Origin of the sequence: Microcystis sp. (assembly GCF_048564745.1) — a bacterium.
Classification (GTDB): domain Bacteria; phylum Cyanobacteriota; class Cyanobacteriia; order Cyanobacteriales; family Microcystaceae; genus Microcystis; species Microcystis ichthyoblabe_A.
Genome location: NZ_JBLZRT010000045.1, coordinates 51,612 through 75,231, shown reverse-complemented (window position 1 = coordinate 75,231; position 23,620 = coordinate 51,612). Strand labels below are relative to the sequence as shown.

Here is a 23,620-nt window from a genome sequence, read left to right as displayed (position 1 = left end):
CTTCCGAACTTACACTGTAGAAAATTCCCCAAGCTCCCTCTCTGTCCAGCAATGCTCTAAAGTTGATAAATATCAATCTAACAAAAACTCAAAGCCCTATTGTACAAGCTTTACAAGCATGAGTTGTTGATAGTTTTGCATAACAGGTTCGGTAGAGCCGAATAAATAAACCCAAAAGACGATCTAAACACCAAAATGGAATATACCTAAACGGACCCATTAATGGTAACAAACTAACGATATCTTTGCAGGTTGCCTGTACCATTTGAGTGAGCCAGACTTTTTTATCAAAATTTTCAGTATGAGGGCCGTGATGATCTTTTCTTTCGCGCACAAAGCACATCAAATCTAACTTTCTTTTGTCAAAAGGAACGATGGGAATTTCCTTTAAGTAGCCACTTTGAGCGGGGATATCCTGATTTTTGGAGCTTTTATCCCACACTGGCAGCTCTTCTATCCGGGGCAGCGGTTGCCAGGGAGCGGTCAGTTCTTTTGTTTCCCCATACTGAAATCGCTTAGTACAGAGTCTCATCACCCAGCTATCTGGAAATCGCTGGAAATACTGTAGAACCATGGTCAAGATATCGGGATGAAGAAACTCATCACAATTAATGGTTAGTGTGTAAGGTACTGTCCCATTCATCAATCCACTAATTCTTTGAATAATTTCTCCCCGCAAGGGACTGACTATTTGCTGTACCCTGGGGTCGGACGTGGGATACTTAGGTGCTTCTGGTGGATGAACCAAGATAAATTCTACTTCTCCCTTGACCTCGGTCAGCGCATTAAACCAGTGGTCAGCGAATCCTTCTCTAGTGGGAATAACAATTGATAGGCTTGGTGTTGACACCTTGTCCATGATAAAAAAATTTTTCCTCTATTTTTTGATGCCATTGTATCATAGTTCTCCGGCAACAAGGAAAATTTCTGGAAGATTGGAAGGCTGAGAGGTCAAGAGTGGGAATTCAAAAGAAGTAAAATCGATATTCAACTTGTTTCCCATCCTAAAATCTGATTTCTAGGTTTTTTAATCTGGCTCTTCGTTCCTGGAGAGTACGAAGTTTAGAGTGGTGGAATCGAGTAACGGTTATGGGGCTAAGTCCAGCGGATCAGGATTGGGGATGGGGTCGGGTTTGGCGGCGAGTAATTTAGGCAAAAGTAGACTGGGTGGGCTTTGCGGGAAAAAGGCTTGGGCGAGGGTGTTGCAGGGCGAGTAGAGCAATCCGCTCGCTAGGCAAGCCATGGCGGGGAAGAGTGCGAACCAGCCAGGGAAGTCTGCCTAAATGGTCTTAGGCAATTCTAAACTGAGAACTGGGAGCAAACCAAGGGCATTGAGAGTAACAAAACCTTCAAAGGCTTCGACTTTAGCCAAAATTTGAGCCTGATCATCCTGGGGATAGTCAGATTTCCCCCCGGCAAGAACTTTGCACTGTCCAGTACTCTAGAAGAGCCAAAAGTAAAAAGGAAAAAAACGGAGATAGGAGTGGGAAAATTAATACTGATAACTGATAACTGATAATCCTGTGGCTGTTTTAAAAGATAATCGGGCTACCGTCCAAAAAGTTCTCTGGATCACCCTACTGCTGAACATTTTGGTTATGGCGATCAAAGCGGGGGTGGGTTTGAGGATTGGTGCTTTAAGTCTGCAAGCGGATGCTCTCCATAGTGTCACCGATAGTGCCAATAATGTCTTGGGATTAGTAGCGATGCGGTTTTCCTCTCCCTATCCAGATCGAGATCATCCCTACGGACATCTGAAATACGAAGCGATCGGAGCTTTAGCGATCGCCGCATTTTTGGGGATTGCCTGTTTTGAAATCTTGCAAGGGGCGGTCATGAGTATTATCAAAGGAGGCAAACCCGTCGAGATTGCAGGTCCTGAGTTATGGCTATTAATTATCGTTTTAGGGGTGAATATTTTTGTCACCTATTATGAAAGATCGGTGGGGCAGCGTGTCGGTAGTGCGATTTTGATTGCCGATGCTCGTCATACCATGAGTGACGTGTGGGTGACAATTACGGTTTTATTGGGTTTAGTCGGGGTTTGGGTGGGCAATACGGCTAATATTCCCCAATTACAATGGTTAGATGTGATTTTGTCCTTTCCCGTCGCTTTTTTGGTGTTTAGCAGTGGTTGGAAAGTCCTGATGGAGAATTTACCTTTGTTAGTGGATGAAATGGCGATCGCTCCTGAAGTGATTCATCAAATTGTCATGGAGGTGCCGGGGGTGCTTAATTGTCATGCGATCGCATCTCGGGGAGTGGTGGGAAGACAGGTATTTATAGAAATGCACCTAGTTGTCTCCGCTGAAGATGTGGAAACTGCTCACGCAATCACGGAAGCGGTAGAAGCAAGATTAACCCAACAATTTAGCCCTGTGAGAATTTTAATTCACGTTGAACCGCCGGATTATCGTTCCGATCAGATCACTTTTGATGAAGAAGTGTGAAGCAAAAAAGCCTAAAATAAGTAGCAAACTTTTGCTAGAGGTGGCCATGGCGACAGAAAATCAAGCTAGAAACATAGTAATTACTGGTGGAGCGGGATTTATCGGCTCGAATTTTGTTCATCATTGGTGCGAGAATTATCCTGAGGATCGTGTCATTGTTCTCGATGCTCTTACCTATGCGGGTAATTTGAATAATTTAGCGACACTGAAAGATAGAAAGAATTTTCGTTTTCTGCAAGGGGATATCTGCGATCGAGCTTTAGTTGATCAATTATTTGCTGGTGAAAATATCGATACAGTTGCCCATTTTGCCGCCGAATCCCATGTGGATCGATCGATTCTTGGACCTGGGGCTTTTGTGCAGACTAATGTGGTGGGAACTTTTACTCTATTAGAAAGTTTTCGGCAACATTGGTTAAGTAATCATCAACCCGATAACTATCGTTTTCTGCACGTTTCCACCGATGAGGTTTATGGCAGTTTAGGAGTAGATGATCCGGCTTTTACCGAAACTACTCCCTATGCTCCTAATAGTCCCTATTCTGCCTCAAAAGCGGGGAGTGATCATCTAGCGAGAGCTTATTTTCATACCTACGGAATGCCGACAATTATTACTAATTGCTCTAATAATTATGGTTCCTACCATTTCCCAGAAAAGTTAATTCCTTTGATGTGTATTAATATTCTTTTGGGTAAACCTTTACCCGTTTATGGTGATGGTCAAAATGTTCGAGATTGGTTATATGTGCGGGATCATTGTCAAGCTTTAGATACAGTTATTCACAAGGGAAAAGTGGGAGAAACCTATAATATTGGCGGAAATAATGAGGTCAAAAATATCGATTTAGTCAGGATGTTATGTGAGTTAATGGATGAATTAGCTCCCGATTTACCCGTGAAACCTGCTCAGAATTTAATTACTTTTGTCAAGGATCGCCCTGGACACGATCGCCGGTATGCTATTGATGCCAGTAAAATTCGCACCGAATTAGGTTGGCAACCTCAAGAAACCGTAGAGGGGGGATTAAGAAAAACCATTCAATGGTATCTCGATCATCGGGATTGGTGGCAACCTTTGTTATCCAAAGAATATCAAGAGTATTATGGGAAAGTTTACGGTTAGAGAGGGGTAAAAACTTTAATCTTAATTTTGGGTGTGTTAGCCAAAACTAACACCCTCAAACCTTGTACCTCACTATTAAGATATCGGCGTTATTTTCAATAATATCGAAAGGCTGCCCACCGTTCCCTCGATCGCCACTTGTGGAAATACCGCCTGGATGAGTTAGAATCGGAAAGGAGAATTTTTGAGTAACCATGATCAAATTACGTCTAAAACGCTTTGGTAAAAAACGCGAAGCCAGTTATCGTATCGTTGCGGCCGTTAGCACCAGTCGTCGCGATGGTCGTCCCCTAGAGGAGTTAGGATTTTACAATCCCCGCACCGATGAAGTACGTCTGGATGAAGAAGGGATTATCCGACGCTTACAACAAGGTGCGCAACCGACGGACACCGTGCGCGGCATTCTCACCAAACAGAAAATTTTCGAGAAAATCAATGCCTAGTACCCCCAATTATCTCGAACTGGTGAAATTTATGATCGAGCCGTTTTTGGAAGATCCAGCCAGTCTGAGATTGGATATCGAGCGCTGTAAGGAAAATGAACGTCTTTGGGTGCGTGTAGCCTTCGATGATGCCGATAAAGGCAAAGTTTACGGCCGGGGAGGACGTAATTTACAGGCGATTAGAACTACCCTAGAAATGGCGGCCGCGAGTGCGGGTCGCTCTCTTTATCTAGAAGTCTATGCGGCCGAAAATGAAGGCGAACAGCGCCGCACCCGTCGTTCTAATGGTAACTTTGAAGGTACGGAAAGAAGACCGAGCAATCGCCGACCACCCGCACCCCGGCAGCTCAACAACTAACGAGCGATTTTAGGAAAACAGGGAAGGGGTTTCAACCTCGACCCTCTCCAGTTGCTCTAATTGCTGCCAAACTTTGGCGAGTAAAGTCGTTAATCCGGCTCCTGTTACGGCGGAAATAGTCAAAATCTCGGCATTGGTTATTTTAGCAAACTGCTTTTGGTAGTTATCTATCGTTTCCTCGTCCACAGCATCAATTTTGTTGAAAACCAGTATTTGCGATCGCTTTTCCAATTCCCGACCATAGGCGGCTAATTCCCCTTGAATAATTTGATAATCGGCGATCGGGTTTTCTGCTGTCAAGGAGACAAGATGAATTAACAGGCGTGTGCGTTCGATGTGGCGCAAAAATTCGTGTCCTAAGCCGATTCCTAGGTGCGCTCCCTCGATTAATCCAGGAATATCGGCGAATACCGTCCCATCTCCCGTGGGTTTGCGTACCACTCCCAAGTTAGGAATGAGAGTCGTAAAGGGATAATCGGCGATTTTGGGACGAGCAGAGGAAACGGCCGAGATTAGGGTGGATTTTCCCGCATTGGGCAGCCCGATAATGCCCACTTCCGCTAATAACTTCAATTCTAGGCGTAAATGGCGTTTTTCCCCGTCTAAACCGGGTAAAGCGTATTCGGGTGCGCGATTATTATTGCTTAAAAAGTGGCGGTTGCCTAATCCCCCTTTTCCCCCGGCAGCCACGATTAAAGTCTGTTCGGGAGTGACCAAATCGCCGATAATTTCCTCGCTATCGAGATCGTAAACCACTGTACCACAGGGAACTTTAATAATGCGATCGGTACCGTTGGCCCCGGTGCAGTTGTTAGGGCCGCCCCGTTTGCCGTCATCGGCCTTAAAATAGCGACTATACTGGAAATCTAGCAGGGTTTGCAGGTTCTGAGTCGCCACAAAAATCACCGAACCACCTTTTCCCCCATTACCTCCGGCCGGACCGCCGGCGGGGACGTATTTTTCCCGACGGAAAGCGACAATTCCATCACCTCCCTTACCCCCTTCCACTTCTATTTCGGCGCGATCAATAAACTGCATAAGATTAAGTAGTTAAAGTGAAAAAATGATCAAGCTTAAAGCTGTTATAGGTTAATATCTTGCCAATTTAAAGCTTCTGCAAATCCTTGAAAATGTTTGACATTAGTAGTAGCGATGACTAGATAACGACTCGGATATTGTTTTTTTAATAACTGCCAATGAGCAACAATAATAATATCTACGTCAATATTGTAATTATCAGCCGTTTGTTTGCCAATCTTTCGAGTTTCTACCCAAATTTGTGACGCTGCTAACATCACCTCGGTATCTAAATTTAAAAAATCAATGACATTGCGTAATTCATTAAGATTATCTAGGCTATTAAAGGAATTTTTTTTGACCGATTCTAATAATAGGCTTCTGCTGACTTCATAATCACAGATATCGGAACTAACTACATAAACGCCTTTAGACAAAAGTGAATAAAGCCAGTCTTCGCAGTCAGCTGGTTTACCAGGTTTTTTAGGATGAGTTAATAAACCCAAAACCCCCGAATCGATAAAGACAATCATCCTTGGCTATAAAGCTTTGAACCCAAAGGACGAGCATTATCAATCGCGGTCTGAAAATTGAGCAAACACTGGGAAATTTCTTGGTCTTGCTCATCGGTTATTTGTGACCGTTTTTGTCGTCTTTGTTCTAAGATAGCCAAAGCCGAACGATTTCGTTTAATTTGTTCTTTTCGATCCCAATCTGGATAATTGACAAGTTTGGGTTTTAATTGATTCATCTCTTTTACTGGAAATTATCTATCACAATCTTAGCCGATCCCTTGACACTTCACAACTCCAGTCACTATCTCCAAGGTTTTTAGTACATTTGTTCGGAAAGAAAAAACTTGTTTCTGGGCGGGGAATCCCTACAATAGGAAACAGGATAATTAGTAGCAGATGAAAACCGATGGGCCAGTTTTTTAAACAAACTTTCGCTAGTTGCTTGGGAACTTTATTGGGATTATTGGCATTTTCGGTCTTAGGTGTGGGAGGATTAGCATTTTTACTGCTTTCCTTGCTTATTTCTAGCGATAGCTCCTCAGTTAAGGAAAAATCGGTCTTAGTTTTTAACTTGGCCACCAATATCAGCGATGCTCCCCCTAGTTCCAGTTTAGCCGATAGTTTGACCGGTGAGAGTACGACCACTTTAAATTTGCGACAGGTGATAGCGGCGATCGAAAAGGCCACCCTTGATGATAATATTGTCGGTCTGTTACTCTACGGTCGCGGCACTGTCGGTGAATATGGCTATGCTACCCTGACGGAAGTGCGGCAAGCTTTGGCAAATTTTCGCCAATCAGGTAAAAAAATTATCGCCTACGATATGGAATGGACGGAAAAGGAATATTATCTTGCTTCCGTTGCTGAAAAGGTCATTATTAATCCCGTGGGGAGAATGGAAATTAATGGTTTAAGTAGTCAACAAACCTTTTTTGCCGATGCACTAGAAAAGTATGGTGTGGGGGTACAAGTGGTAAAAGTGGGTTCTTTTAAAGGTGCAGTGGAACCCTATACGCGTCAGGATTTAAGTGTCCAGAATCGTCAGCAGCTGCAAACCCTACTCGATACAATTTGGTCTAATTATAGTTCCACAGTGGCCAAAAGTCGCAATTTAACCCCCCAACAGGTGCAAACTATTTCTAATACTCAAGGTATTCTGGAAGCAACCACGGCGAAAAAGGCGGGTTTTGTCGATGAAGTTGCCTATTTAGATCGCGTAATTGTTTTGGCCAAGGAGTTGACAGGAGAAGCAAAAAATAAAACTAATGAGGAGGAAAATTCTGGCTCTTTTTCGCAAATTTCTTTAGCTAATTATGCTAGTTCTCTTGATGAGGAGGAAGATAGTAGCAATCAAATAGCGATAGTTTATGCAGAAGGGACAATCGTAGAAGGTCAGGGAGATAGAGGGGAAATTGGTGGGGATAAATTGGCGAAGGAACTGCGAAAATTACAGGAGAAGGAGGAGGTGAAAGCGGTAGTTTTGAGAATTAATAGTCCGGGGGGAAGTGCCACCGCTTCTGAGGTGATTCTGCGGGAAATTAAGCGTTTAGATGCGAAAAAACCAGTAATTATTTCTATGGGTGATGTGGCAGCTTCTGGGGGTTATTGGATCGCCATGGGGGGTCAAAGAATTTTTGCTGATAATGATACAATTACTGGTTCGATAGGTGTGTTTGGATTATTGTTAAATATCCAGAAGATTGCTAATAATAATGGCATCGATTGGGATACGGTGAAAACTGGACAATTAGCCGATATATCTACTATTACTAGACCGAAAAATCCCCAAGAATTAGAAATTTATCAGGGGTCAGTTAATCAGTTTTATGATTTATTTATCGAGACGGTGGCCCAGGGGCGAAAATTATCATCAGACAAGGTTAGAAGTGTGGCCCAAGGTCGCGTGTGGACGGGAAAAGATGCGGTTAAAATTGGTTTAGTTGATCAAATTGGTGGTCTAGAAACGGCCGTGCAATACGCAGCCAAAACAGCTAAATTAGGGGATGATTGGAGTATTAAAGAATATCCTCGATCGCAAAGTTGGCAAGAAGAACTTTTTTCTAATTTCTTGCAAACCTATCTTCCTCCTCTCACTAAAAATAATCACCCTTTGACGCAGGAATGGCAAAATTTTCAGCAGGAATTATTGAAGTTACCTACATTTAACGATCCCCATAGTGTTTATGCTAAGTTACTTTTTAATCTCGATTTTCGCTAATATTAGGTAAAAATAATGCTCCCTAATTCTGAAATTCTTTGACAAAAATTTCTATGAATCGCCCTAATAGCGTTATTCTTGGTTTAGCCTATATTTTGGGATTGTTATCTACAGGTCTGGTAGATTTTAGTCCCTGGTTAAACCGATGGCAAGAAGTGGTAATTAGAATTGTTATTCTTGGTTTAATTACCCTCTTAACGACAATTTTTATCCGTCGTTTTTGGTGGCAAAGTCCCCCGAAAAAAATTTGGCTGATAGCGGGATTAATAGCTATATTTGCCGTTGTTTATCTGGAAATTCGCACTCCTTACCCCAGCGCAAACGATATCAGTCATCTTTTAAAAAATAATGTGGTTAACTCTATTAAAATCACGGGCAGTATTAGATCAGAAATTCGTCTCAATCGCCGAGAAAATTTACAATTTTGGTTAGAAGTAAAGGAATTTAGCCTTAGGAATTTACCCACAAAAAAATCCGAGGGTAAACTCTACGTTACTCTCCCCAATCTAGCAGAAAATCAGGTTTATCCCGGACAAGAAATAACAGTTAAAGGATTACTTTATCGTCCCCGTCGTGCCAATAATCCCAATGCTTTTGACTTTGCTAGTTATCTAGCGCGTCGGGGTGCTTTTGCTGGTTTAAAAGGGGAGATAATTATTGATAAAAAGTCACCGACTTGGGGAGTTTGGCAGATTCGTCAGCGCATTGTTGAGGCACAAATTCAAGGACTAGGGCAAGAAAAAGGCACTTTATTAAGTTCAATTACTCTCGGACGACAAGCGGTTAATTTGCCAGCAAAAATCACCGATTTATTTATTAAAACTGGATTGGCTCACATTTTAGCAGCTTCTGGCTTTCATGTGGCTATTTTGTTGGGATTTGTTTTAACTATTACTCGCAATTTATCCCCTAAAAAACAGTTTATTATTGCCCTTACTATCTTAATAATTTACGGAACTTTAACAGGGTTACAACCTTCAGTTCTGCGGGCGATTTTGATGGGAATTGGGGCATTAATCGGTCTGCTTTATAATCGACAAGTTAATAGTTTAGGTTCCCTGTTACTAGCGGCTACAATTCTATTATTATGGCAACCTCTCTGGATTTGGGATTTAGGATTTCAGTTAAGTTTTTTGGCAACTTTGGGATTAATTATTACCGTTCCTTTACTGAAAAATAAAATTGACTATTTCCCTAATTTAATCGCTGAACCTATAGCTATTAGTCTAGCTGCCACTCTCTGGACTATGCCTTTATTAATGTTTACGTTTAACTCGATCACTCTTTATAATATACCCATTAATATTATCACAACTCCCCTAATTACCCTAATTAGTTTAGGAGGAGTTTTTACTGCTTTTTTAGGCTTAATTTATCCCCCTTTGGGCAGTATCGGCGCTAGTATTCTCTATTACCCTCTAGAGTTATTACTGCAAATTACCACCTTTTTTAGTCGGCTTCCTTTTAGTACCTACTCCACAGGTAAATTATCTTTAGGAGTGATGTTAATTATTTATATTTGCCTTACCTTAATCTGCTTTAATCTCTGGTTTCGTCAACGGTGGCATTTAATCGGGTTATTTATCCTCGCTGTAATTTTAATACCGATTATTTATCAGCATTTTACTTTAACTCAGGTGACAGTTTTAGCCACCAAATCGCAACCGGTAATAATTATTCAAAATCGAGGAAATACTCTCTTAATTAATGGGGAAGAACCTGCCACAGCACGTTATACAGTTTTACCCTTTTTGCGACAGGAGGGAATCAATCAAATACAAGGAGCAATAACCGTCAATAATTCGGCGCAATTCTCAACTATAAGTGAGGACATACCGATCAAAAAAACTATTAATTTATCCCAGTTAGAAAAATTTAATCTTGGTGAAATTACTGGACAATTGCTCGAGAAAAATTTATTTAAATTTCAGGTAAAAAATCAATCCTGGCTCTGGATTGTCAACCCGAAAATTCCCGTTAATTTATCCCAAAAACTCAACCCCCTAGTGTTATTATGGCAGGGAAGCAATCTGGATAAACAATGGTTAGAGTCCATTCGACCACAAACAGCGATCGCTATCACTAACAATCTCTCCCGTAATGCCAGAAATCAACTGAGAAAGGCTAGGATTAAGACTTACTGGACCGGGAGAGATGGAGCGATTCAATGGACAGCAAAAAATGGATTTCAACCCTTTCTAATTAATGAGTGATATGTACTACCAAAACTGAACAGGGAGCATGATGTACCACATAATTACTGACACTACCTAAGATTAACTCAGATAAACCCGATCGACCGTGACGACCAACAATAATTAAATCTATCCCCTCTTGCTGGGCAACTTGACAAATTTTCTGGCCCGGATCACCGATATAATAATCAGCCTGGGCTGTGATATTATCTTCCTTAGCTCGATCAACTAAACTGTTTAACCAAGCTTGTAATTCCGCCTGCATTTCTTCGGTGATTTGTTGTTCTAAGGCGATCATATCGGGGGGATAACCACCACCATAACCGATCAGATTACCATAAATAAAAGTTTCCGTGTAGGGAATCAAAGGTTTAGACAGACTATAAATAATCCGCAACTCACTAGCGTAGGTTTTTGCTAAGAGGATGGCCGCATTCAACACCTCTGGAGTGACATCTTGATAATCCACAGCTACGAGAATTTTATTATAGAGTTTGTTGGTATCCCGATCGACTGAGAGTGTTTCCGTATTATTCATAGAATTAACCTCCTCGATAGCAGATAAAGTCAGGGTTGAAGTTGCTTTTTTCCCATCGGCTGCCAGCAATACTCTGGGGAAATAGTCAAAAATTGCTGAAAGCTGATGATTGATAGTTGACGCTCCTCTACCTCTAGTGTGACATTTTTCGGATAATCTAGCTGAATTACCAAGAAAATTAACAATTTACCCTACTGTCACCTCCCTGTTCTGCTCCAAGCGCCCATCATTTGTTGATACAAATCATAGTCAGAAGAGGATCGAGATTACATCTATATTGGCGCTAATGGGGGATTATAGATTGAAAGCGGATGTTTAAAGCTGTCCGGGCGTGTAAACCTCTTACAAATACATTGTATTTATAAATGTCAGTCCTTTTACACGCCTTTTTTTCCCTTTTTAACCCCAAATCCGTTTTTAATAGGACGATTAACTCTAGATCCAACTTTAAAAACCCGCTCCCCACTTCCTGCTGCCCTGCCTTGAGAGATTTGACAAGGCTGCATCTCCTATTTGTGACTTTCTCTCACCGATGGTGAGCAGCAGAAGTTATTCAAAGAGGGCGAAGGCAATTCGCCCCTACAATAAATAATATGATTGCGCCAATGGTAGGGGCGCACCGTGGTCAGTGATTTATCGAACTGCGTGCGCCCAAAATGTCATCTAGATATTTCGACCAAATTGAGATGCAGCCTTTACCAAGGACAGCTGCAGTATATAATACGATTAGAGCGAGTTCTAAACCAACAGCTATGATTAGTCGCTACATTGTCGCATGGCTCCCAATGGTCTTAATAGGAATTAGTAACGGTATTCTCAGGGAAACCACCTACGGAAAATATCTCGATGAACTACGCGCTCATCAAATTTCTACCCTGACAGGCAGCCTCTTTTTTAGTCTTTATATTGGCACTCTTGTCTATTTTTGGGGTCTAGAATCCTCCGGTCAAGCCATTACTATCGGTTTAATTTGGTTAGTATTAACAGTGGGTTTTGAGTTTCTGTTCGGTCATTTTATCGCTGGTCACTCTTGGTCAAGATTAGGGCAAGATTATAATCTTTTGGCGGGACGAGTTTGGATTTTTGTTCTCTTGGTCATTACTTTTGCTCCCTTACTATTTTATCAACTTTTTTCTTAATTATGAAAGCTATTATCATTAATCGCTATGGCGATAGTAATGTTCTCCAATACACAGACATAGAAAAGCCAATTCCCCAAGGGAAAGAAGTATTAATTAAGATTATGGCAGCGGGAATTAATCCGATTGATTGGAAGATTCGTCGGGGGATGCTCAAAATAGCCACAGGTAATAAATTTCCCCTGCAATTAGGTTTTGATTATGGGGGAATTATCGTTGAAAAAGGTAGTCAGGTGGAACAATTCCAGATCGGAGATGAGGTTTTTGGTTTTGTCAATCAATTACCCGGTAGAACCTATGCTGAATATGCAATTATTCCCGCTTCCCTATTAGTTAAAAAACCGCATAATCAGAGTTTTATTGAAGCTGCCGCCACTCCTTTAGCTGCTTCTACCGCTTTGCAAGTCTTGCGCGATTTTGGCGGTATTCAAGCAGGAAATCGGATTTTAGTTAATGGTGCATCGGGAGGAGTGGGTAGCTTTGCTGTGCAGATAGGAAAAATTTTCTCCGCACAAGTAGATGGAATTTGTAGTAGTAAAAATATCGATTATGTCACCTCTTTAGGAGCCGATAAAGTTATCGATTATACCCAAGAAGATTGGAGAAAAACTGAGCAGAAATATGATATAATCTTCGATGCTGTGGCTAAGTCTTCTTTTTGGCACTGTCGTCAGCTTTTAAAACCCCAAGGCACCTATATAACCACCCTACCAAATCCAGGAATTATCCTCCTAAATTATCTCGGTGCTTGGTTGCCACAAAAAGGGAAAGTGATATTTTTTGCTCAAGCACAAGCGTCCGACTGGCAATTTCTCAAAGAAGCGATCGAATCGGGAAAATTAACTGTTAGGATTGATCGCACCTATACTTTTTCCCAGGTGGTAGCAGCTCATAATTATAGTGAATCGGAAAGAGTGCGAGGAAAAATAGTCCTGATCCCCGATTAAGGACAAATAGTTAGGGATTTTCCCGATTTTTTGGGGAACGAGTAAATAGTTTTAAGTAGGTAGAAACAGAGAATTCTTTAATTGGGAAGGTGATAAAAGTCAAGGGATTAATAGTAATAATAATATTGCGGCTATCCCTCTGTACCGCCTTGATAATCTGTTTAGCCACCCAATCGGCGGACATAATACCCACAGGATTTAAATTACTCTTAAAAGGGCCAAGAATTAGCTTTCTTACCACACAGGGGGCATCTAAACGACGCAGGGTAATCATATCACCGATCGCTCGTTTACTGAGTTCGTAGAGGGGACTAAAGGCAGGATTAACCTCCGCTTCCGAGGTATTCACCCAGACTTCCTTGCGGGCAATTTGCTCGTTAGTGCGGACAGTTTTGAAGAATAATTCCATTAAACGCCAGACGGAAAAAGTATTCACTTGGTAGGCTAATTCGATCGCTTCTGGGGTTCTTTGGCCGTGGACATTAACGCCATGATTTAAAATCAGTATATCTACAGACTTAAATAGGTCCTCAAGTTGGGTTTCTTCGCCGATTTGCCATTTTACAGTTTTTACAGGTACTGATTCGCCGTTAATTTCAATAGCGATCGCATTCTCCCCAGAAGTGAGCGCGATTACCTTGGCTCCCTTCAGTTGTAGGTACTTTAACAGCGATCGCCCTAAAGTTCCATTCGCCCCAGTAATGGCGATCGTTTTACCCTTAAGAGAAAGTGCCGTCCCCATCAATTTATCCATAAAGGTGAAAGTGCCACAATAATAAGCCTTTTGGTTATCAAAATGGTGTCGCCAGTGGTAGGTACGATTAACGCGCCATTGAGCGGGAAAACTCTCAAATTGCCCCGGACGATGGGTTAAATCGGTTAATTCCTCCAGATTAGCGATACCTAAACCTCGACCGATCGCCGTGCTGAGAAAAGCCAAAGTATAAAGGGAACCTAACCAACCCAACCAAGGGCGATCGAACCCCCAAGAGTAGGCCAGTAGTACCGGTAAAACACTAGCAGCCAACATAACCAAGGCCTCCGGTACATCATTGTACCAGTGGGCCCGACGATAAATTTCCTCGCTCATTACCGACAGATCGGGACGAAAAACCCGATGATGCCAGACGTGCAGACGATAAAGGGGCTGCCAATGGTGGGCGAGAGCATGATAGCAATCACGCACGATCTCCACCCAAATAATTGAGCCACAAATCAGTCCGACACAGAGGAGCAGGTTTGACATAGGGGATAAATGTTAAATTTTCTCAACGAATGTAAACAAAGCAATCTTAGCCGAAAAAGCGGATTTATCGGGTAAAAAGAACCAATAGCCTGAAAAACTGGGGTTTCTTTACCGAAAAAACTTAAGATTCTGTTAAAAATTTTAACAATTTTCGGTAAGATAAAGCAAGAAACAAGCGTCTACTTGAACAGTACTTAACCTGAGTCGATTATGGCAGAAAATTATTGGTCGCGAGAGGATGATAACGAAGAATTAGACCCGATTGGTTCCCTCCTATCTGACTGGTCCGATCCCGAAGACGAGGAGGACGAATTTAGAAGCGAAATTTTTCAAGGCCGATCGGGACGCAGACAGAAAGCGGCTTTTAGCCTCATGGCGGTCTGGACAATAATTATCGGACTTCATTGGCTGAGTTGGGGTTATTGGGCAGTTATCGCCCTAACTATGGTACTATCGGGGCAAGCTTTGCGGCTGCTGTTCACCAAACCAGAAACGCCGCCAATTCCCTTACTGGATAAGGATTTAGCCTCTGTCCCCAGGGTTTCTCTCTTAGTAGCGGCCAAAAATGAAGAAACCGTAATCACGAAACTGGTTAATTATCTCTGTCATCTAGACTATCCCCAAGATAAATTAGAAGTTTGGATCGTCGATGACTATAGTACCGATAACACCGGTGCGATTCTTGATCGCCTTGCTTTAGAATATCCCCAATTACAAATTCTCCATCGTCCTGCTAATGCCGGAGGTGGCAAATCCGGCGCCTTGAATCAGGTTTTATCCCTGACTAACGGGGAAATTATTGGCGTATTCGATGCCGATGCGGGATTATCCTCCGATTTACTGCGTCATGTGGTCCCGATGTTCGACGATCAAGAAGTGGGTGCGGTACAGGTGCGAAAAGCGATCGCCAATGCCGCCGAAAACTTCTGGACAAAAGGACAAGCGGTAGAAATGATCTTTGATAGCTGTTTCCAACAGCAACGGATCGCGGTGGGAGGGATCGGAGAATTGCGCGGAAATGGTCAATTTGTCCGTCGTAGTGCCTTAAATCGTTGCGGGGGTTGGAATGAACAAACGATCACCGACGATCTTGATTTAACTATTCGTCTCCATATCGATAATTGGAAAATTAATGTCTTAAATTTTCCCGCAGTAGCGGAAGAAGGGGTGAAAACCGCGATCGCTTTATGGCATCAGCGCAATCGCTGGGCCGAAGGTGGTTTTCAGCGTTATCTCGACTATTGGAAAGCGATTTTAAAGTCTCCCATGCCTTGGCCGAAAAAGTTTGATTTAATTGCTTTTTTGATTGTTCAATATATCTTACCTGCGGCCGCTATTCCCGATCTTTTAATCACAATTACCCAGCATCAATCCCCGATTTTAACGCCTTTAACTGGTTTGGCTCTTTCCCTTTCTCTCTGGGGGATGGTGACAGGATTAATCCGGGTTAATAGGGGTAAAAAATTCACTTTCGCTCTCGGTTTAGACATCCTTGCTCAAACCATTCGCGGCATGATTTATATGATGCACTGGTTTATTATTATTCCCAGTGTCAGCCTGCGGATGGCTTTGCGTCCTAAACGTTTGAAATGGGTGAAAACCGTTCATCTGGGGGAACATCTCAGTGCCGAAGTTTAATTTTTGAGGATAGACTCCAAAAACTTTGGCCTTATCAGGCTTGAAATCCCCTGTTAGTAAAGGTTACAGCCCTTACAAGCCCCTCTTGGAAAAATTTCCAATTTCCTTAATCATGCTTGCTGCCAATAATGTGTTAATTTAGATACAGAATTGAATTCCGTGACAGCACTGGGGTAGCGAAAAGCGCTCGCTCCAGTTTTTTTTATCTAAATCGGGGTTGGGGGTTAGGGGGAGTAGGGAGAAAAAAGCTGATGGCTCTCTTGGGTTTGAATGTATTCTAAGATACAGTCCTGCGGGGGAGCGAATGGAACGAACCACAAAGACACAAAGGACACAAAGATTGATCGCTACCATTGAAAATATGGCAATTATTGGAGCCATGAGGTACAATAGAAGGCAAATAGACAAATAATTGCGGGACAGAGCAGACATGAGACCCTATTCAGTAGATTTTCGCCAAAAAATTATCGATGTCTGGGAAAAAGAAAAAATTTCTATTCGAGAACTGGCCACAAGATTTAATGTGGCCAAAAGCTTTATTCAAAAGTTATTGAAACAATATCGAGAAACGGGAGATATCCGTCCCCGTCCCCAGGGAGGCAGTCCCCCAACTAAGTTAAATAGTGAGCAGTTAGTAATTCTTGTGGAAATCATCGAAGCTAACAGGGATGCAACCCTGCAAGAATTATCTAACTTACTCTATGAAAAAACAGAGATTAAAGTCAGTAGAGCCACCCTAGGGCGAATTACCAAAAAACTGAATCAAAGTTTTCCCAAAAAATTCCACAGGAGTCCGAGAAAATTGGAGAAAAAGTAACATGGTTTCCCATTTGCTTGTCGATGAAGTATTGAGCAATTGAGTCGAACAGAACAAAACCTCAAAAAAGAAGCAAAAATATGGCGATAATTACTTAAATAAGTCAAAAAAATATCGGCATAGTCAACATTTATCGAAGATAACTGCTAAGTACCTAAGCAAAATCACAGCGTTTCTCATAAAGATACAGTATAACTTGATAGGGTATCGTCTCCTGTCTCCTGTCTCCTATCTCGACTAGGAAATTAATTTTTCACGACTACTTATAGTTAATCATGTATTTCTGGCAATTTCGTGTTTATCAGCGTCCTTTGCTGCGTCCCCTACAAACCCATCACGGACTCTGGCAAATTAGGGAAGGAATTATTATTCGCTTAGAAGCGGAAGATGGACGTATTGGATGGGGAGAAATTGCTCCTTTACCTGAATTTGGTTCAGAAACATTATCGGCAGCAATATTATGCTGTCAAAGTCTCAAAAATCCCCTATCAATAAATTCAATTTTTTCTATTCCTGAACAATTTCCCGCTTGTCAATTTGCCTTTGAATCAGCTTTAGAAGATTTAAGTATAGAAAATCAATCAAGAGAATTAGAACCGAAAAAGTATAGTTATTTATTGCCCACTGGTGCGGCAGTATTTCCCTGTCTGGATGATATTTTAGCCACCAATCAAACTAATACTTATAAATGGAAAATTGGAGTCAATTCTCTCAAGCAAGAGTTAAACTTATTTGAAAAATTAATTACCCGATTACCCAGGAAAATTAAATTGCGTTTAGATGCCAATGGGGGATTAAGTATTACTGAGGGTAAAATCTGGTTAAAAATTGCCGATGAATCTAAAATAATTGAATTTATCGAACAACCTTTACCCCCGTCTCAATGGTTAGAAATGTTGCAATTAAGTCAAGATTTTACCACAGGGATTGCTTTAGATGAATCCGTAGCCAATCTTCGACAAATAGAGGAATGTTATCAACGGGGATGGCGAGGAATTTTTGTGATTAAACCTGCTATTACTGGTTCAATACAAGGGTTAAGAAATCTTTGGAGAAAATATCCCTTAGATTTAGTATTTTCCTCGGTTTTAGAAACTAATATCGGCAGAAAATCCGCTCTACGTCTAGCACAAGAATACCCCAGAAAGGAGCGAGCTTTAGGTTTTGGTGTGCAACAATGGTTTAATAATAGTGACCCCGATTGGTTGGAAAAACTGTGGACGACATCAGCGAACAATTAGCATATCTCAGTCAAAAAGATTGGTTATATGGATACAATAGCCAGAAATTTTATCAATTATATCAGTCCTATTCTCGGCAATTTATCGCCGCAGATAATCCTCGATTAACTCTACTTCTGTCCGAAGGCAATCCCCTTAAATTCTTAGCGATATTCTTGGCTGCCGTCAGGGTCAAAAGTTGCCTATTTTTAGCTAATCCCGACTGGAAAAATAACGAATGGGAACAGGTTTTCTCTCTGATGCAACCCGATTATATTTTTGGCGAAAATATCAAGGTTTTTAACTATAATTCTCCTCCTGTCAATCCTGTGACTAATTCTCTGATGATACCCACGGGAGGAACATCGGGAAAAATTCGCTTTGCTATCCATAACTGGTTAACTTTAACTGCTTCTGTCAAAGGTTTCTCTGAGTATTTTCAAGTCGAGCAGGTTAACTCTTTTTGCCTACTGCCCTTATATCATGTTAGTGGTTTAATGCAGTTTCTAAGAAGTTTTTTAACAGGGGGAGATTTTGCTGTTATTCCTTACCATAAAATCAAACAAAAGCGCATAAATACTCTCAATCTTCAAGATTATTTTATCTCCTTAGTCCCCACTCAATTACAATTTTTTCTAGAAAATGATCCTCGATGGTTAGCCAATTTTAAAACAGTTTTACTAGGAGGTTCCCCTGCATGGCCATCTTTACTAGAAAAAGCTAGAGAATATAATATTTCTCTGTCTCCCACCTATGGAATGACAGAAACTGCCTCACAAATTGTCACCCTTAAACCAGAAGATTTTCGACGAAGCAATAATAGTAATGGACAGGTATTACCCCATGCTCAGATAAAAATTAATCCCGATAACCAGAAAATTATTATTGAAGCAAAATCTTTATTTTTAGGTTATTATCCCCATCTTAATCAAGCAAGCTACTTCGAGACCGATGACTTAGGTTATTTGGATAAAAGTGGTTATTTATATATCATTGGTCGGGATAGTCAAAAAATAATTACCGGAGGAGAAAATGTTTATCCTCTTGAGGTAGAAACTGCCATTAGACAAACTAATTTAGTTAAAGATGTGGTGGTTTTAGGGTTGCCAGATTCTCGATGGGGACAGATAATTGTGGCTTTTTATGTACCCGTTAACTCTCAGATAAACCAGACAATTATTCAATCTCAGATTAAAGATAAATTAGTCAATTATAAGCTGCCGAAACATTGGATAAAATTACCAGAGATACCAAAAAGTCCCCAGGGGAAGATTAATCGAACCAATTTAATTAAATTAGCTGAAACTTTTTTGACACCGAGTCAAACCCCGGACGATAATTATAGCAGTTATCTTAATGGTGAGTTATGAGGGTTTCCTAAATTAGCGTCATTTTCCCAGCCAAAAGCCAAGGGATTTACTCGGTATATGGCGACAAAATCGCCATTTTTTGCCGAGGAATTGCTGGTAATGGCAATCTCTGGCTCATTTTATTAATGAATGTTAAAAGTTGATAGCTATCTTGCTAAAGATTGACCGCTCAGGCAATAATGGGAAGGTTTATCATCCCCATTAAAGTAAAGAATGCTCAACGCTTTTATTTGGCTACCGATTATAGGGGCGATACTGATTGCCTACACGCCTCTAGAGGCGAAAAAAGTGCGAGGATTAGCTCTAACTCTTGCTGTCGTTCTCTTACTGCTTAATATTCTCCTTGGCTGGCAATTTGACCCTAGTAACCCGCAAATGCAGTTCACGGTTAACCTGCCTTGGATTAATTTCCTCGGTTTCAATTATGCCCTCGGTGTTGATGGATTGTCATTCTCATTACTTTTTCTTAACAGCATCTTGACAATAATTGCTCTTTATGCTAGTGGTACAGAGGTTAACCGGCCGAGATTTTACTATTCTCTGCTCTTGTTACTCAATGCTGGAGTAGCGGGGGCCTTTCTAGCACAGGATTTACTGCTATTTTTCCTATTTTACGAATTAGAAATCGTCCCGCTTTACTTTCTCATTGCCATTTGGGGGGGTCAAAGACGCGGTTATGCGGGCATGAAATTCTTATTATACACAGCAATTTCTGGCTTTTTAGTGCTAATCTCTTTCCTTGGCTTAGTTTGGCTAACTGGTGCTAATAATTTCGCCTATAACCCCCTTTTATCGAACAATTTAGACGTTAAAACCCAATTACTGCTCCTTATTCCCCTTCTGATTGGATTAGCCATCAAAATCCCGATTTTTCCCTTTCATACTTGGCTACCGGATGCCCACGTCGAAGCATCTACCCCCGTTTCTGTGCTTTTAGCGGGAATATTACTCAAATTAGGAACCTATGGACTGCTGCGCTTTGGAGTCGGTTTATTTCTCGATGCTTGGGTGACTCTCGCCCCTTGGTTAGCAACAATAGCAGCTATCAGCGCCCTCTACGGGGCCAGTTGCGCTATTGCCCAAAAGGATATGAAAAAAGTGGTCGCCTATTCTTCCATTTCCCACATGGCCTATATTTTACTAGCGGCGGCGGCCACCACCAGATTAAGCATCACCGCGGCGATTTTGCAGATGATTAGTCACGGTTTAATTTCCGCTTTGTTATTTTTGTTGGTGGGAGTAGTGTATAAAAAAACCGGCAGCCGGGATGTGGATTATCTACGCGGTTTATTAAATCCAGAAAGAGGTTTACCAATCACGGGAATGTTAATGATTTTAGCGGCCATGGCCAGCGCCGGCATCCCCGGAATGGTGGGATTTATCGCCGAATTTTTGGTCTTTCGTGGCAGTTTCCCGATTTTTCCGATACAAACGCTCTTATGTTTGGTCGCTAGTGGTTTAACCGCAGTATATTTTCTCCTGATGATTAATCGGGTTTTCTTTGGTCGTTTAACCCCCGAATTATCGCGCATTCCTCGCAGTACCTGGCCCGAAAGATTTCCCGAAATTGTTTTGGCTTTATTTATTATTGTTTTGGGATTACAACCGAGTTGGATGATTCACTGGAGTGAAAACCAAGCATCAGTGTTATTAACTGGCACGGCAATTAGTCAAAGGCAATCATAGAACCATCTTCCGGAATTTTTCAAACCTAGACCGAAACTAACTTGTGGATAGGAGCCGAAACGTCAAAAATTTTTGGCCTTGCGGAGGGAATTAACCGTTAAAACCACCTGTTCCCCCACCAGTTCAATTTCTTCTAAAGTATTAAAACGACTCAACCCGAAGCGCAGGGAGGCATAAGCGAGAGATTCGGGGCGACCCAAGGCAGTTAAAACGTGGGAGGGGGCGGTATGGCTAGAAGAACAGGCAGAACCGGAGGAAAGCGCCACTATTGGCTGTAATCCTAACAATAACGCCGCACCGTCCACCCCTTCAATACTAATATTCAAATTTCCGGCTAATCTTTGGCTAGGATGACCATTGAGATAAATTCTGTCTAATTGACTGATAATCTCCCATAAACGGGCTTTTAACTGATTTAAGTAGCTGTTATCTTCTTCGATCGCTTTGATGCCCAATTCTACCGCCTTGGCAAAACCGACAATTTGCGGTGTAAATAGTGTACCCGATCGCAGTCCTTTTTCCTGGCCTCCCCCTTGAATTTGAGCGGCGAGACGGACTCTGGGATCTCGGCGCCGGACGTACAGCGCACCGATTCCCTTTGGTCCGTGGACTTTGTGAGCAGTTAAGGACATCAGATCTATATTCATTTCCTCCACATCTAGGGGAATTTTCCCGATTGCTTGGGCTGCGTCCGTATGCAAAAGTACCTGATACTGGCGACAAATCGCCCCAATTGCCCCTAAAGGTTGAATCACCCCAATCTCGTTGTTAGCGGCCATAATTGACAGCAAAATCGTGTCAGGACGTAAAGATTTTTCTAGTAATTCCAAGTCAATTAGTCCATCAGCACCGACGGGTAAAATTGTCACCTCAAAACCCAATTTTTCCAGATAATGACAGGGATCTAAAACGGCCCGATGTTCTGTCATCACCGTAACTATATGCCTTCCCTTGGCGAAATAAGCTTCGGCAACCCCTTTGATAGCCAGGTTATTGGCCTCCGTTGCTCCACTGGTAAAAATAATTTCTTCGGGGCTACTATTAATAGCAGCGGCGATTGTTTCTCTTGCCTGTTTAACCGCAGCCTCGGCTGTCCAACCATAGACATGATTAATACTACTGGCATTACCAAAGTGTTCGGTAAAATAGGGCAACATCGCCGCCAGAACTTGCGGATCTAGGGGTGTCGTGGCGTGGCAATCTAGATAAATCGGCTTTTGAGACATATTTTTGGCGTGTGGGGGAGCAGGAAGGTCTTGTCTATGATGGAATTGATTAGTTGGGTAGATGGGATAAATGGGACTTTTGCAGAAGGCAAGTTCTCCGACCCTGTAATTAATTATAGGATTGGCCACTAGAAACGGTCTTAAGATTATAGATAAAGATGATTTGCGAGAACTTAAAGAAACCATCAAGGAAGAAATGAGTGAATGGCTGGAAACCCTAAAGCGATACGATGACCCATTGAGTGAAGATAAGTAGCTGGTTACAATTAAATTAAAAATGGATTTTAGGTTCGATCCCCCCTGCCCCCCTTGATAAGGGGGGTGCCGATAGGCGGGGGGATCTCCCCTTAATAAGGGGGGCATCTGACAACTTTTAACGCCTACCTACTTATGTCGGATGTTCGGTGATTTTAACCGAGGAGCAATCCCCCACCCTCTAGGTGAGAAGCTATAATATCATGGTCGGGACACAAGAAGAGCGAAACAATGACAACATTAGAATTAGAAAGCTGCCAGTCGATTCTTAAGGCTGGTAAAACGACGACAGAAATAGCTTTACAATTGTTTGACGCTCTCGAACCCGTGAGTTTAGACTTTATGCTCGGTGTTTGGCAAGGTTCTGGACTTGAGACAAATCACCCAATGGATGGTTTATTAGAAGCATCTAATTGGTATGGTAAAGAATTTGTTGATACTGAGAATGTCCACCCCCTGTTATTTTTAGATGGTCAGGGAAAAATTTTTAAGGTAGCACCTAATCCCACGGCCATGAACTGGATTTTGAAGCTGCCGATACTCAAAAATAATTCTCTGAAACCTTTACTGATGCTGACCAACTCCTTGCTGAAAACGCAGACAAGTCAGGCTAGACTGCGAATGATGGAATATCGGGGCAAAGTCAGCGCCACGATGATTTATGATTATTTGCCGATTAATGACTCTTTTCGGAAAGTAGATGATAATACGGTGCTGGGAATTATGGATTTTAAAAACTTTCCCCAGCCTTTCTTTTTTGTTCTCAAGCGATGTCAAAAACATTTTAATTCTTGAGGTTGGATTTGAAATTGTTCGCGCTCGTCCAGTTGCCAAGCTTGTAAATCGATCGCTCGCCCTGAAACTACGGAGACAATTAAATAAGTATATCCTGACCAGGCTAATTGGCGATCAATTTCCGAGGGAATGGCGGCATGATCGGGATGGGAATGATAGATACCAATAATTTCTAGCTGGTTTTCCCGGGCCGATTTTTGAGCTTGTAAAAGCACTTCTGGGGCAATACTAAAGCGGTTTCTTTTATTGCCTGACCAGTTATTTTCTGTTGCCTGTATGCTGATAACTTCGGCTGCTGTCTCGGTAATTTTTCCTAGGAGTAACCCACAACATTCTTCGGGATAGGTGGATTCTGCGTGGGTGAAAATAGACTGGTAAATTTGGTCTGTAATCAGGATCATAGGGTGGAGTAAGCGGGTCTCAA

At 41.9% G+C, this 23,620-nt stretch carries 21 protein-coding genes and 3 pseudogenes; 15 read left to right on the top strand and 9 right to left on the bottom strand.

The window, feature by feature from the left end; translation table 11 throughout:
- Window positions 1-88: 88 nt before the first annotated feature.
- On the bottom strand, window positions 89-850 hold the full coding sequence (locus ACOCD9_RS07465) for a glycosyltransferase (protein ID WP_419546946.1): 762 nt from the start codon (window positions 848-850) through the stop codon (window positions 89-91).
- Window positions 851-1,523: 673 nt separating this feature from the next.
- Here ACOCD9_RS07465 and ACOCD9_RS07460 point away from each other — a divergent pair.
- The 4 genes from ACOCD9_RS07460 to ACOCD9_RS07445 all read left to right on the top strand — a co-directional run bounded on the left by ACOCD9_RS07460 (window position 1,524) and on the right by ACOCD9_RS07445 (window position 4,374).
- A complete protein-coding gene (locus tag ACOCD9_RS07460) occupies window positions 1,524-2,450 on the top strand; it encodes a cation diffusion facilitator family transporter (protein WP_419546945.1) in 927 nt (308 codons plus the stop codon).
- A 46-nt stretch (window positions 2,451-2,496) separates the two neighbouring features.
- Window positions 2,497-3,573: a dTDP-glucose 4,6-dehydratase gene (gene rfbB, locus ACOCD9_RS07455; RefSeq protein WP_002801907.1), complete on the top strand. Its 1,077-nt coding sequence runs from the start codon at window positions 2,497-2,499 to the stop codon at window positions 3,571-3,573.
- A gap of 194 nt (window positions 3,574-3,767) precedes the next feature.
- Window positions 3,768-4,016 (top strand): 30S ribosomal protein S16, encoded by a 249-nt coding sequence (rpsP, locus tag ACOCD9_RS07450; protein WP_002780060.1) that lies wholly within the window; start codon window positions 3,768-3,770, stop codon window positions 4,014-4,016.
- On the top strand, window positions 4,009-4,374 hold the full coding sequence (locus tag ACOCD9_RS07445) for a KH domain-containing protein (protein ID WP_024970856.1): 366 nt from the start codon (window positions 4,009-4,011) through the stop codon (window positions 4,372-4,374). Before rpsP ends, ACOCD9_RS07445 begins: the two co-directional genes overlap by 8 nt.
- A gap of 9 nt (window positions 4,375-4,383) precedes the next feature.
- Here ACOCD9_RS07445 and obgE read toward each other — a convergent pair whose 3' ends face one another.
- Genes obgE through ACOCD9_RS07430 form a run of 3 tightly spaced genes read right to left on the bottom strand, consistent with a single transcriptional unit; the run spans window position 4,384 to window position 6,142 of the window.
- Entirely contained in the window at window positions 4,384-5,412 is a 1,029-nt protein-coding gene (gene obgE, locus ACOCD9_RS07440; protein WP_419546943.1) for a GTPase ObgE, read from the bottom strand.
- Between the two features lie 44 nt (window positions 5,413-5,456).
- Window positions 5,457-5,924, bottom strand: a complete 468-nt coding sequence (locus ACOCD9_RS07435; RefSeq protein WP_419546941.1) for a type II toxin-antitoxin system VapC family toxin — start codon at window positions 5,922-5,924, stop codon at window positions 5,457-5,459.
- Window positions 5,921-6,142 (bottom strand): hypothetical protein, encoded by a 222-nt coding sequence (locus ACOCD9_RS07430; RefSeq protein WP_150978015.1) that lies wholly within the window; start codon window positions 6,140-6,142, stop codon window positions 5,921-5,923. Before ACOCD9_RS07430 ends, ACOCD9_RS07435 begins: the two co-directional genes overlap by 4 nt.
- A 170-nt stretch (window positions 6,143-6,312) precedes the next feature.
- Between ACOCD9_RS07430 and sppA the strand changes: the two genes are divergently transcribed.
- Together sppA and ACOCD9_RS07420 are read left to right on the top strand one after the other, a co-directional pair.
- Window positions 6,313-8,124, top strand: a complete 1,812-nt coding sequence (gene sppA, locus ACOCD9_RS07425; RefSeq protein WP_419546940.1) for a signal peptide peptidase SppA — start codon at window positions 6,313-6,315, stop codon at window positions 8,122-8,124.
- 53 nt (window positions 8,125-8,177) lie between these two features.
- Window positions 8,178-10,337, top strand: a complete 2,160-nt coding sequence (locus ACOCD9_RS07420; protein WP_419546951.1) for a ComEC/Rec2 family competence protein — start codon at window positions 8,178-8,180, stop codon at window positions 10,335-10,337.
- On the opposite strand, the gene ACOCD9_RS07415 is transcribed toward ACOCD9_RS07420, so the two are convergent.
- A complete protein-coding gene (locus ACOCD9_RS07415) occupies window positions 10,327-10,857 on the bottom strand; it encodes a universal stress protein (RefSeq protein ID WP_419546938.1) in 531 nt (176 codons plus the stop codon). The two genes, ACOCD9_RS07420 and ACOCD9_RS07415, sit on opposite strands and share 11 nt — an antisense overlap.
- 752 nt (window positions 10,858-11,609) lie before the next feature.
- On the opposite strand from ACOCD9_RS07415, the gene ACOCD9_RS07410 reads away from it, so the two are divergent.
- Window positions 11,610-11,996, top strand: coding sequence for a hypothetical protein (locus ACOCD9_RS07410; protein ID WP_287703546.1), 387 nt, complete (start codon window positions 11,610-11,612; stop codon window positions 11,994-11,996).
- A 2-nt stretch (window positions 11,997-11,998) separates the two neighbouring features.
- Window positions 11,999-12,943: an NAD(P)-dependent alcohol dehydrogenase gene (locus ACOCD9_RS07405; protein ID WP_419546937.1), complete on the top strand. Its 945-nt coding sequence runs from the start codon at window positions 11,999-12,001 to the stop codon at window positions 12,941-12,943.
- 10 nt (window positions 12,944-12,953) lie between these two features.
- On the opposite strand, the gene ACOCD9_RS07400 is transcribed toward ACOCD9_RS07405, so the two are convergent.
- A complete protein-coding gene (locus ACOCD9_RS07400) occupies window positions 12,954-14,189 on the bottom strand; it encodes a bifunctional sterol desaturase/short chain dehydrogenase (protein WP_046660776.1) in 1,236 nt (411 codons plus the stop codon).
- Between the two features lie 210 nt (window positions 14,190-14,399).
- Here ACOCD9_RS07400 and ACOCD9_RS07395 point away from each other — a divergent pair, with 210 nt between their 5' ends.
- Window positions 14,400-15,827 (top strand): glycosyltransferase, encoded by a 1,428-nt coding sequence (locus ACOCD9_RS07395; protein ID WP_419546935.1) that lies wholly within the window; start codon window positions 14,400-14,402, stop codon window positions 15,825-15,827.
- A gap of 138 nt (window positions 15,828-15,965) precedes the next feature.
- Here the strand turns inward: ACOCD9_RS07395 and ACOCD9_RS07390 are convergent, their stop codons facing one another.
- Entirely contained in the window at window positions 15,966-16,208 is a 243-nt protein-coding gene (locus tag ACOCD9_RS07390; RefSeq protein ID WP_407069729.1) for a hypothetical protein, read from the bottom strand.
- Window positions 16,209-16,257: 49 nt separating this feature from the next.
- On the opposite strand from ACOCD9_RS07390, the pseudogene ACOCD9_RS07385 reads away from it, so the two are divergent.
- The 4 genes and pseudogenes from ACOCD9_RS07385 to ACOCD9_RS07370 all read left to right on the top strand — a co-directional run.
- Window positions 16,258-16,608 (top strand): annotated as a pseudogene (locus ACOCD9_RS07385) (helix-turn-helix domain-containing protein); the annotation flags it as partial.
- Window positions 16,609-16,919: 311 nt separating this feature from the next.
- Window positions 16,920-17,885: an o-succinylbenzoate synthase gene (locus tag ACOCD9_RS07380; RefSeq protein WP_419546932.1), complete on the top strand. Its 966-nt coding sequence runs from the start codon at window positions 16,920-16,922 to the stop codon at window positions 17,883-17,885.
- Window positions 17,861-19,203, top strand: a pseudogene (locus ACOCD9_RS07375) (2-succinylbenzoate--CoA ligase). Before ACOCD9_RS07380 ends, ACOCD9_RS07375 begins: the two are co-directional and overlap by 25 nt.
- Before the next feature lie 244 nt (window positions 19,204-19,447).
- Window positions 19,448-20,920, top strand: a complete 1,473-nt coding sequence (locus ACOCD9_RS07370; protein WP_419546930.1) for an NADH-quinone oxidoreductase subunit M — start codon at window positions 19,448-19,450, stop codon at window positions 20,918-20,920.
- A 62-nt stretch (window positions 20,921-20,982) separates the two neighbouring features.
- On the opposite strand, the gene ACOCD9_RS07365 is transcribed toward ACOCD9_RS07370, so the two are convergent.
- Window positions 20,983-22,146: a cysteine desulfurase family protein gene (locus tag ACOCD9_RS07365; protein WP_419546928.1), complete on the bottom strand. Its 1,164-nt coding sequence runs from the start codon at window positions 22,144-22,146 to the stop codon at window positions 20,983-20,985.
- A gap of 145 nt (window positions 22,147-22,291) precedes the next feature.
- Here ACOCD9_RS07365 and ACOCD9_RS07360 point away from each other — a divergent pair.
- Window positions 22,292-22,402 (top strand): annotated as a pseudogene (locus ACOCD9_RS07360) (recombinase); the annotation flags it as partial.
- A 230-nt stretch (window positions 22,403-22,632) separates the two neighbouring features.
- Window positions 22,633-23,196 carry a DUF4334 domain-containing protein gene (locus ACOCD9_RS07355; RefSeq protein WP_194015384.1) on the top strand — a complete coding sequence of 188 codons (564 nt, stop codon included), beginning with the start codon at window positions 22,633-22,635 and terminating at the stop codon, window positions 23,194-23,196.
- Here ACOCD9_RS07355 and ACOCD9_RS07350 read toward each other — a convergent pair.
- Window positions 23,175-23,597, bottom strand: a complete 423-nt coding sequence (locus ACOCD9_RS07350) for a Mov34/MPN/PAD-1 family protein (RefSeq protein WP_002799991.1) — start codon at window positions 23,595-23,597, stop codon at window positions 23,175-23,177. The genes ACOCD9_RS07355 and ACOCD9_RS07350 overlap by 22 nt on opposite strands.
- Window positions 23,598-23,620: the final 23 nt, after the last annotated feature.

Coding starts and splice junctions, on each gene's coding strand:
- ACOCD9_RS07350 (WP_002799991.1), bottom strand. CDS start 23,597: ATGATCCTGATTACAGACCAAATTTACCAGTCTATTTTCACCCACGCA.
- obgE (WP_419546943.1), bottom strand. CDS start 5,412: ATGCAGTTTATTGATCGCGCCGAAATAGAAGTGGAAGGGGGTAAGGGA.
- ACOCD9_RS07355 (WP_194015384.1), top strand. CDS start 22,633: ATGACAACATTAGAATTAGAAAGCTGCCAGTCGATTCTTAAGGCTGGT.
- ACOCD9_RS07405 (WP_419546937.1), top strand. CDS start 11,999: ATGAAAGCTATTATCATTAATCGCTATGGCGATAGTAATGTTCTCCAA.
- ACOCD9_RS07380 (WP_419546932.1), top strand. CDS start 16,920: ATGTATTTCTGGCAATTTCGTGTTTATCAGCGTCCTTTGCTGCGTCCC.
- ACOCD9_RS07365 (WP_419546928.1), bottom strand. CDS start 22,146: ATGTCTCAAAAGCCGATTTATCTAGATTGCCACGCCACGACACCCCTA.
- ACOCD9_RS07415 (WP_419546938.1), bottom strand. CDS start 10,857: ATGAATAATACGGAAACACTCTCAGTCGATCGGGATACCAACAAACTC.
- rpsP (WP_002780060.1), top strand. CDS start 3,768: ATGATCAAATTACGTCTAAAACGCTTTGGTAAAAAACGCGAAGCCAGT.
- ACOCD9_RS07420 (WP_419546951.1), top strand. CDS start 8,178: ATGAATCGCCCTAATAGCGTTATTCTTGGTTTAGCCTATATTTTGGGA.
- ACOCD9_RS07410 (WP_287703546.1), top strand. CDS start 11,610: ATGATTAGTCGCTACATTGTCGCATGGCTCCCAATGGTCTTAATAGGA.
- ACOCD9_RS07435 (WP_419546941.1), bottom strand. CDS start 5,924: ATGATTGTCTTTATCGATTCGGGGGTTTTGGGTTTATTAACTCATCCT.
- rfbB (WP_002801907.1), top strand. CDS start 2,497: ATGGCGACAGAAAATCAAGCTAGAAACATAGTAATTACTGGTGGAGCG.
- ACOCD9_RS07395 (WP_419546935.1), top strand. CDS start 14,400: ATGGCAGAAAATTATTGGTCGCGAGAGGATGATAACGAAGAATTAGAC.
- ACOCD9_RS07400 (WP_046660776.1), bottom strand. CDS start 14,189: ATGTCAAACCTGCTCCTCTGTGTCGGACTGATTTGTGGCTCAATTATT.
- ACOCD9_RS07370 (WP_419546930.1), top strand. CDS start 19,448: ATGCTCAACGCTTTTATTTGGCTACCGATTATAGGGGCGATACTGATT.
- ACOCD9_RS07430 (WP_150978015.1), bottom strand. CDS start 6,142: ATGAATCAATTAAAACCCAAACTTGTCAATTATCCAGATTGGGATCGA.
- ACOCD9_RS07390 (WP_407069729.1), bottom strand. CDS start 16,208: ATGGCTCCAATAATTGCCATATTTTCAATGGTAGCGATCAATCTTTGT.
- sppA (WP_419546940.1), top strand. CDS start 6,313: ATGGGCCAGTTTTTTAAACAAACTTTCGCTAGTTGCTTGGGAACTTTA.
- ACOCD9_RS07445 (WP_024970856.1), top strand. CDS start 4,009: ATGCCTAGTACCCCCAATTATCTCGAACTGGTGAAATTTATGATCGAG.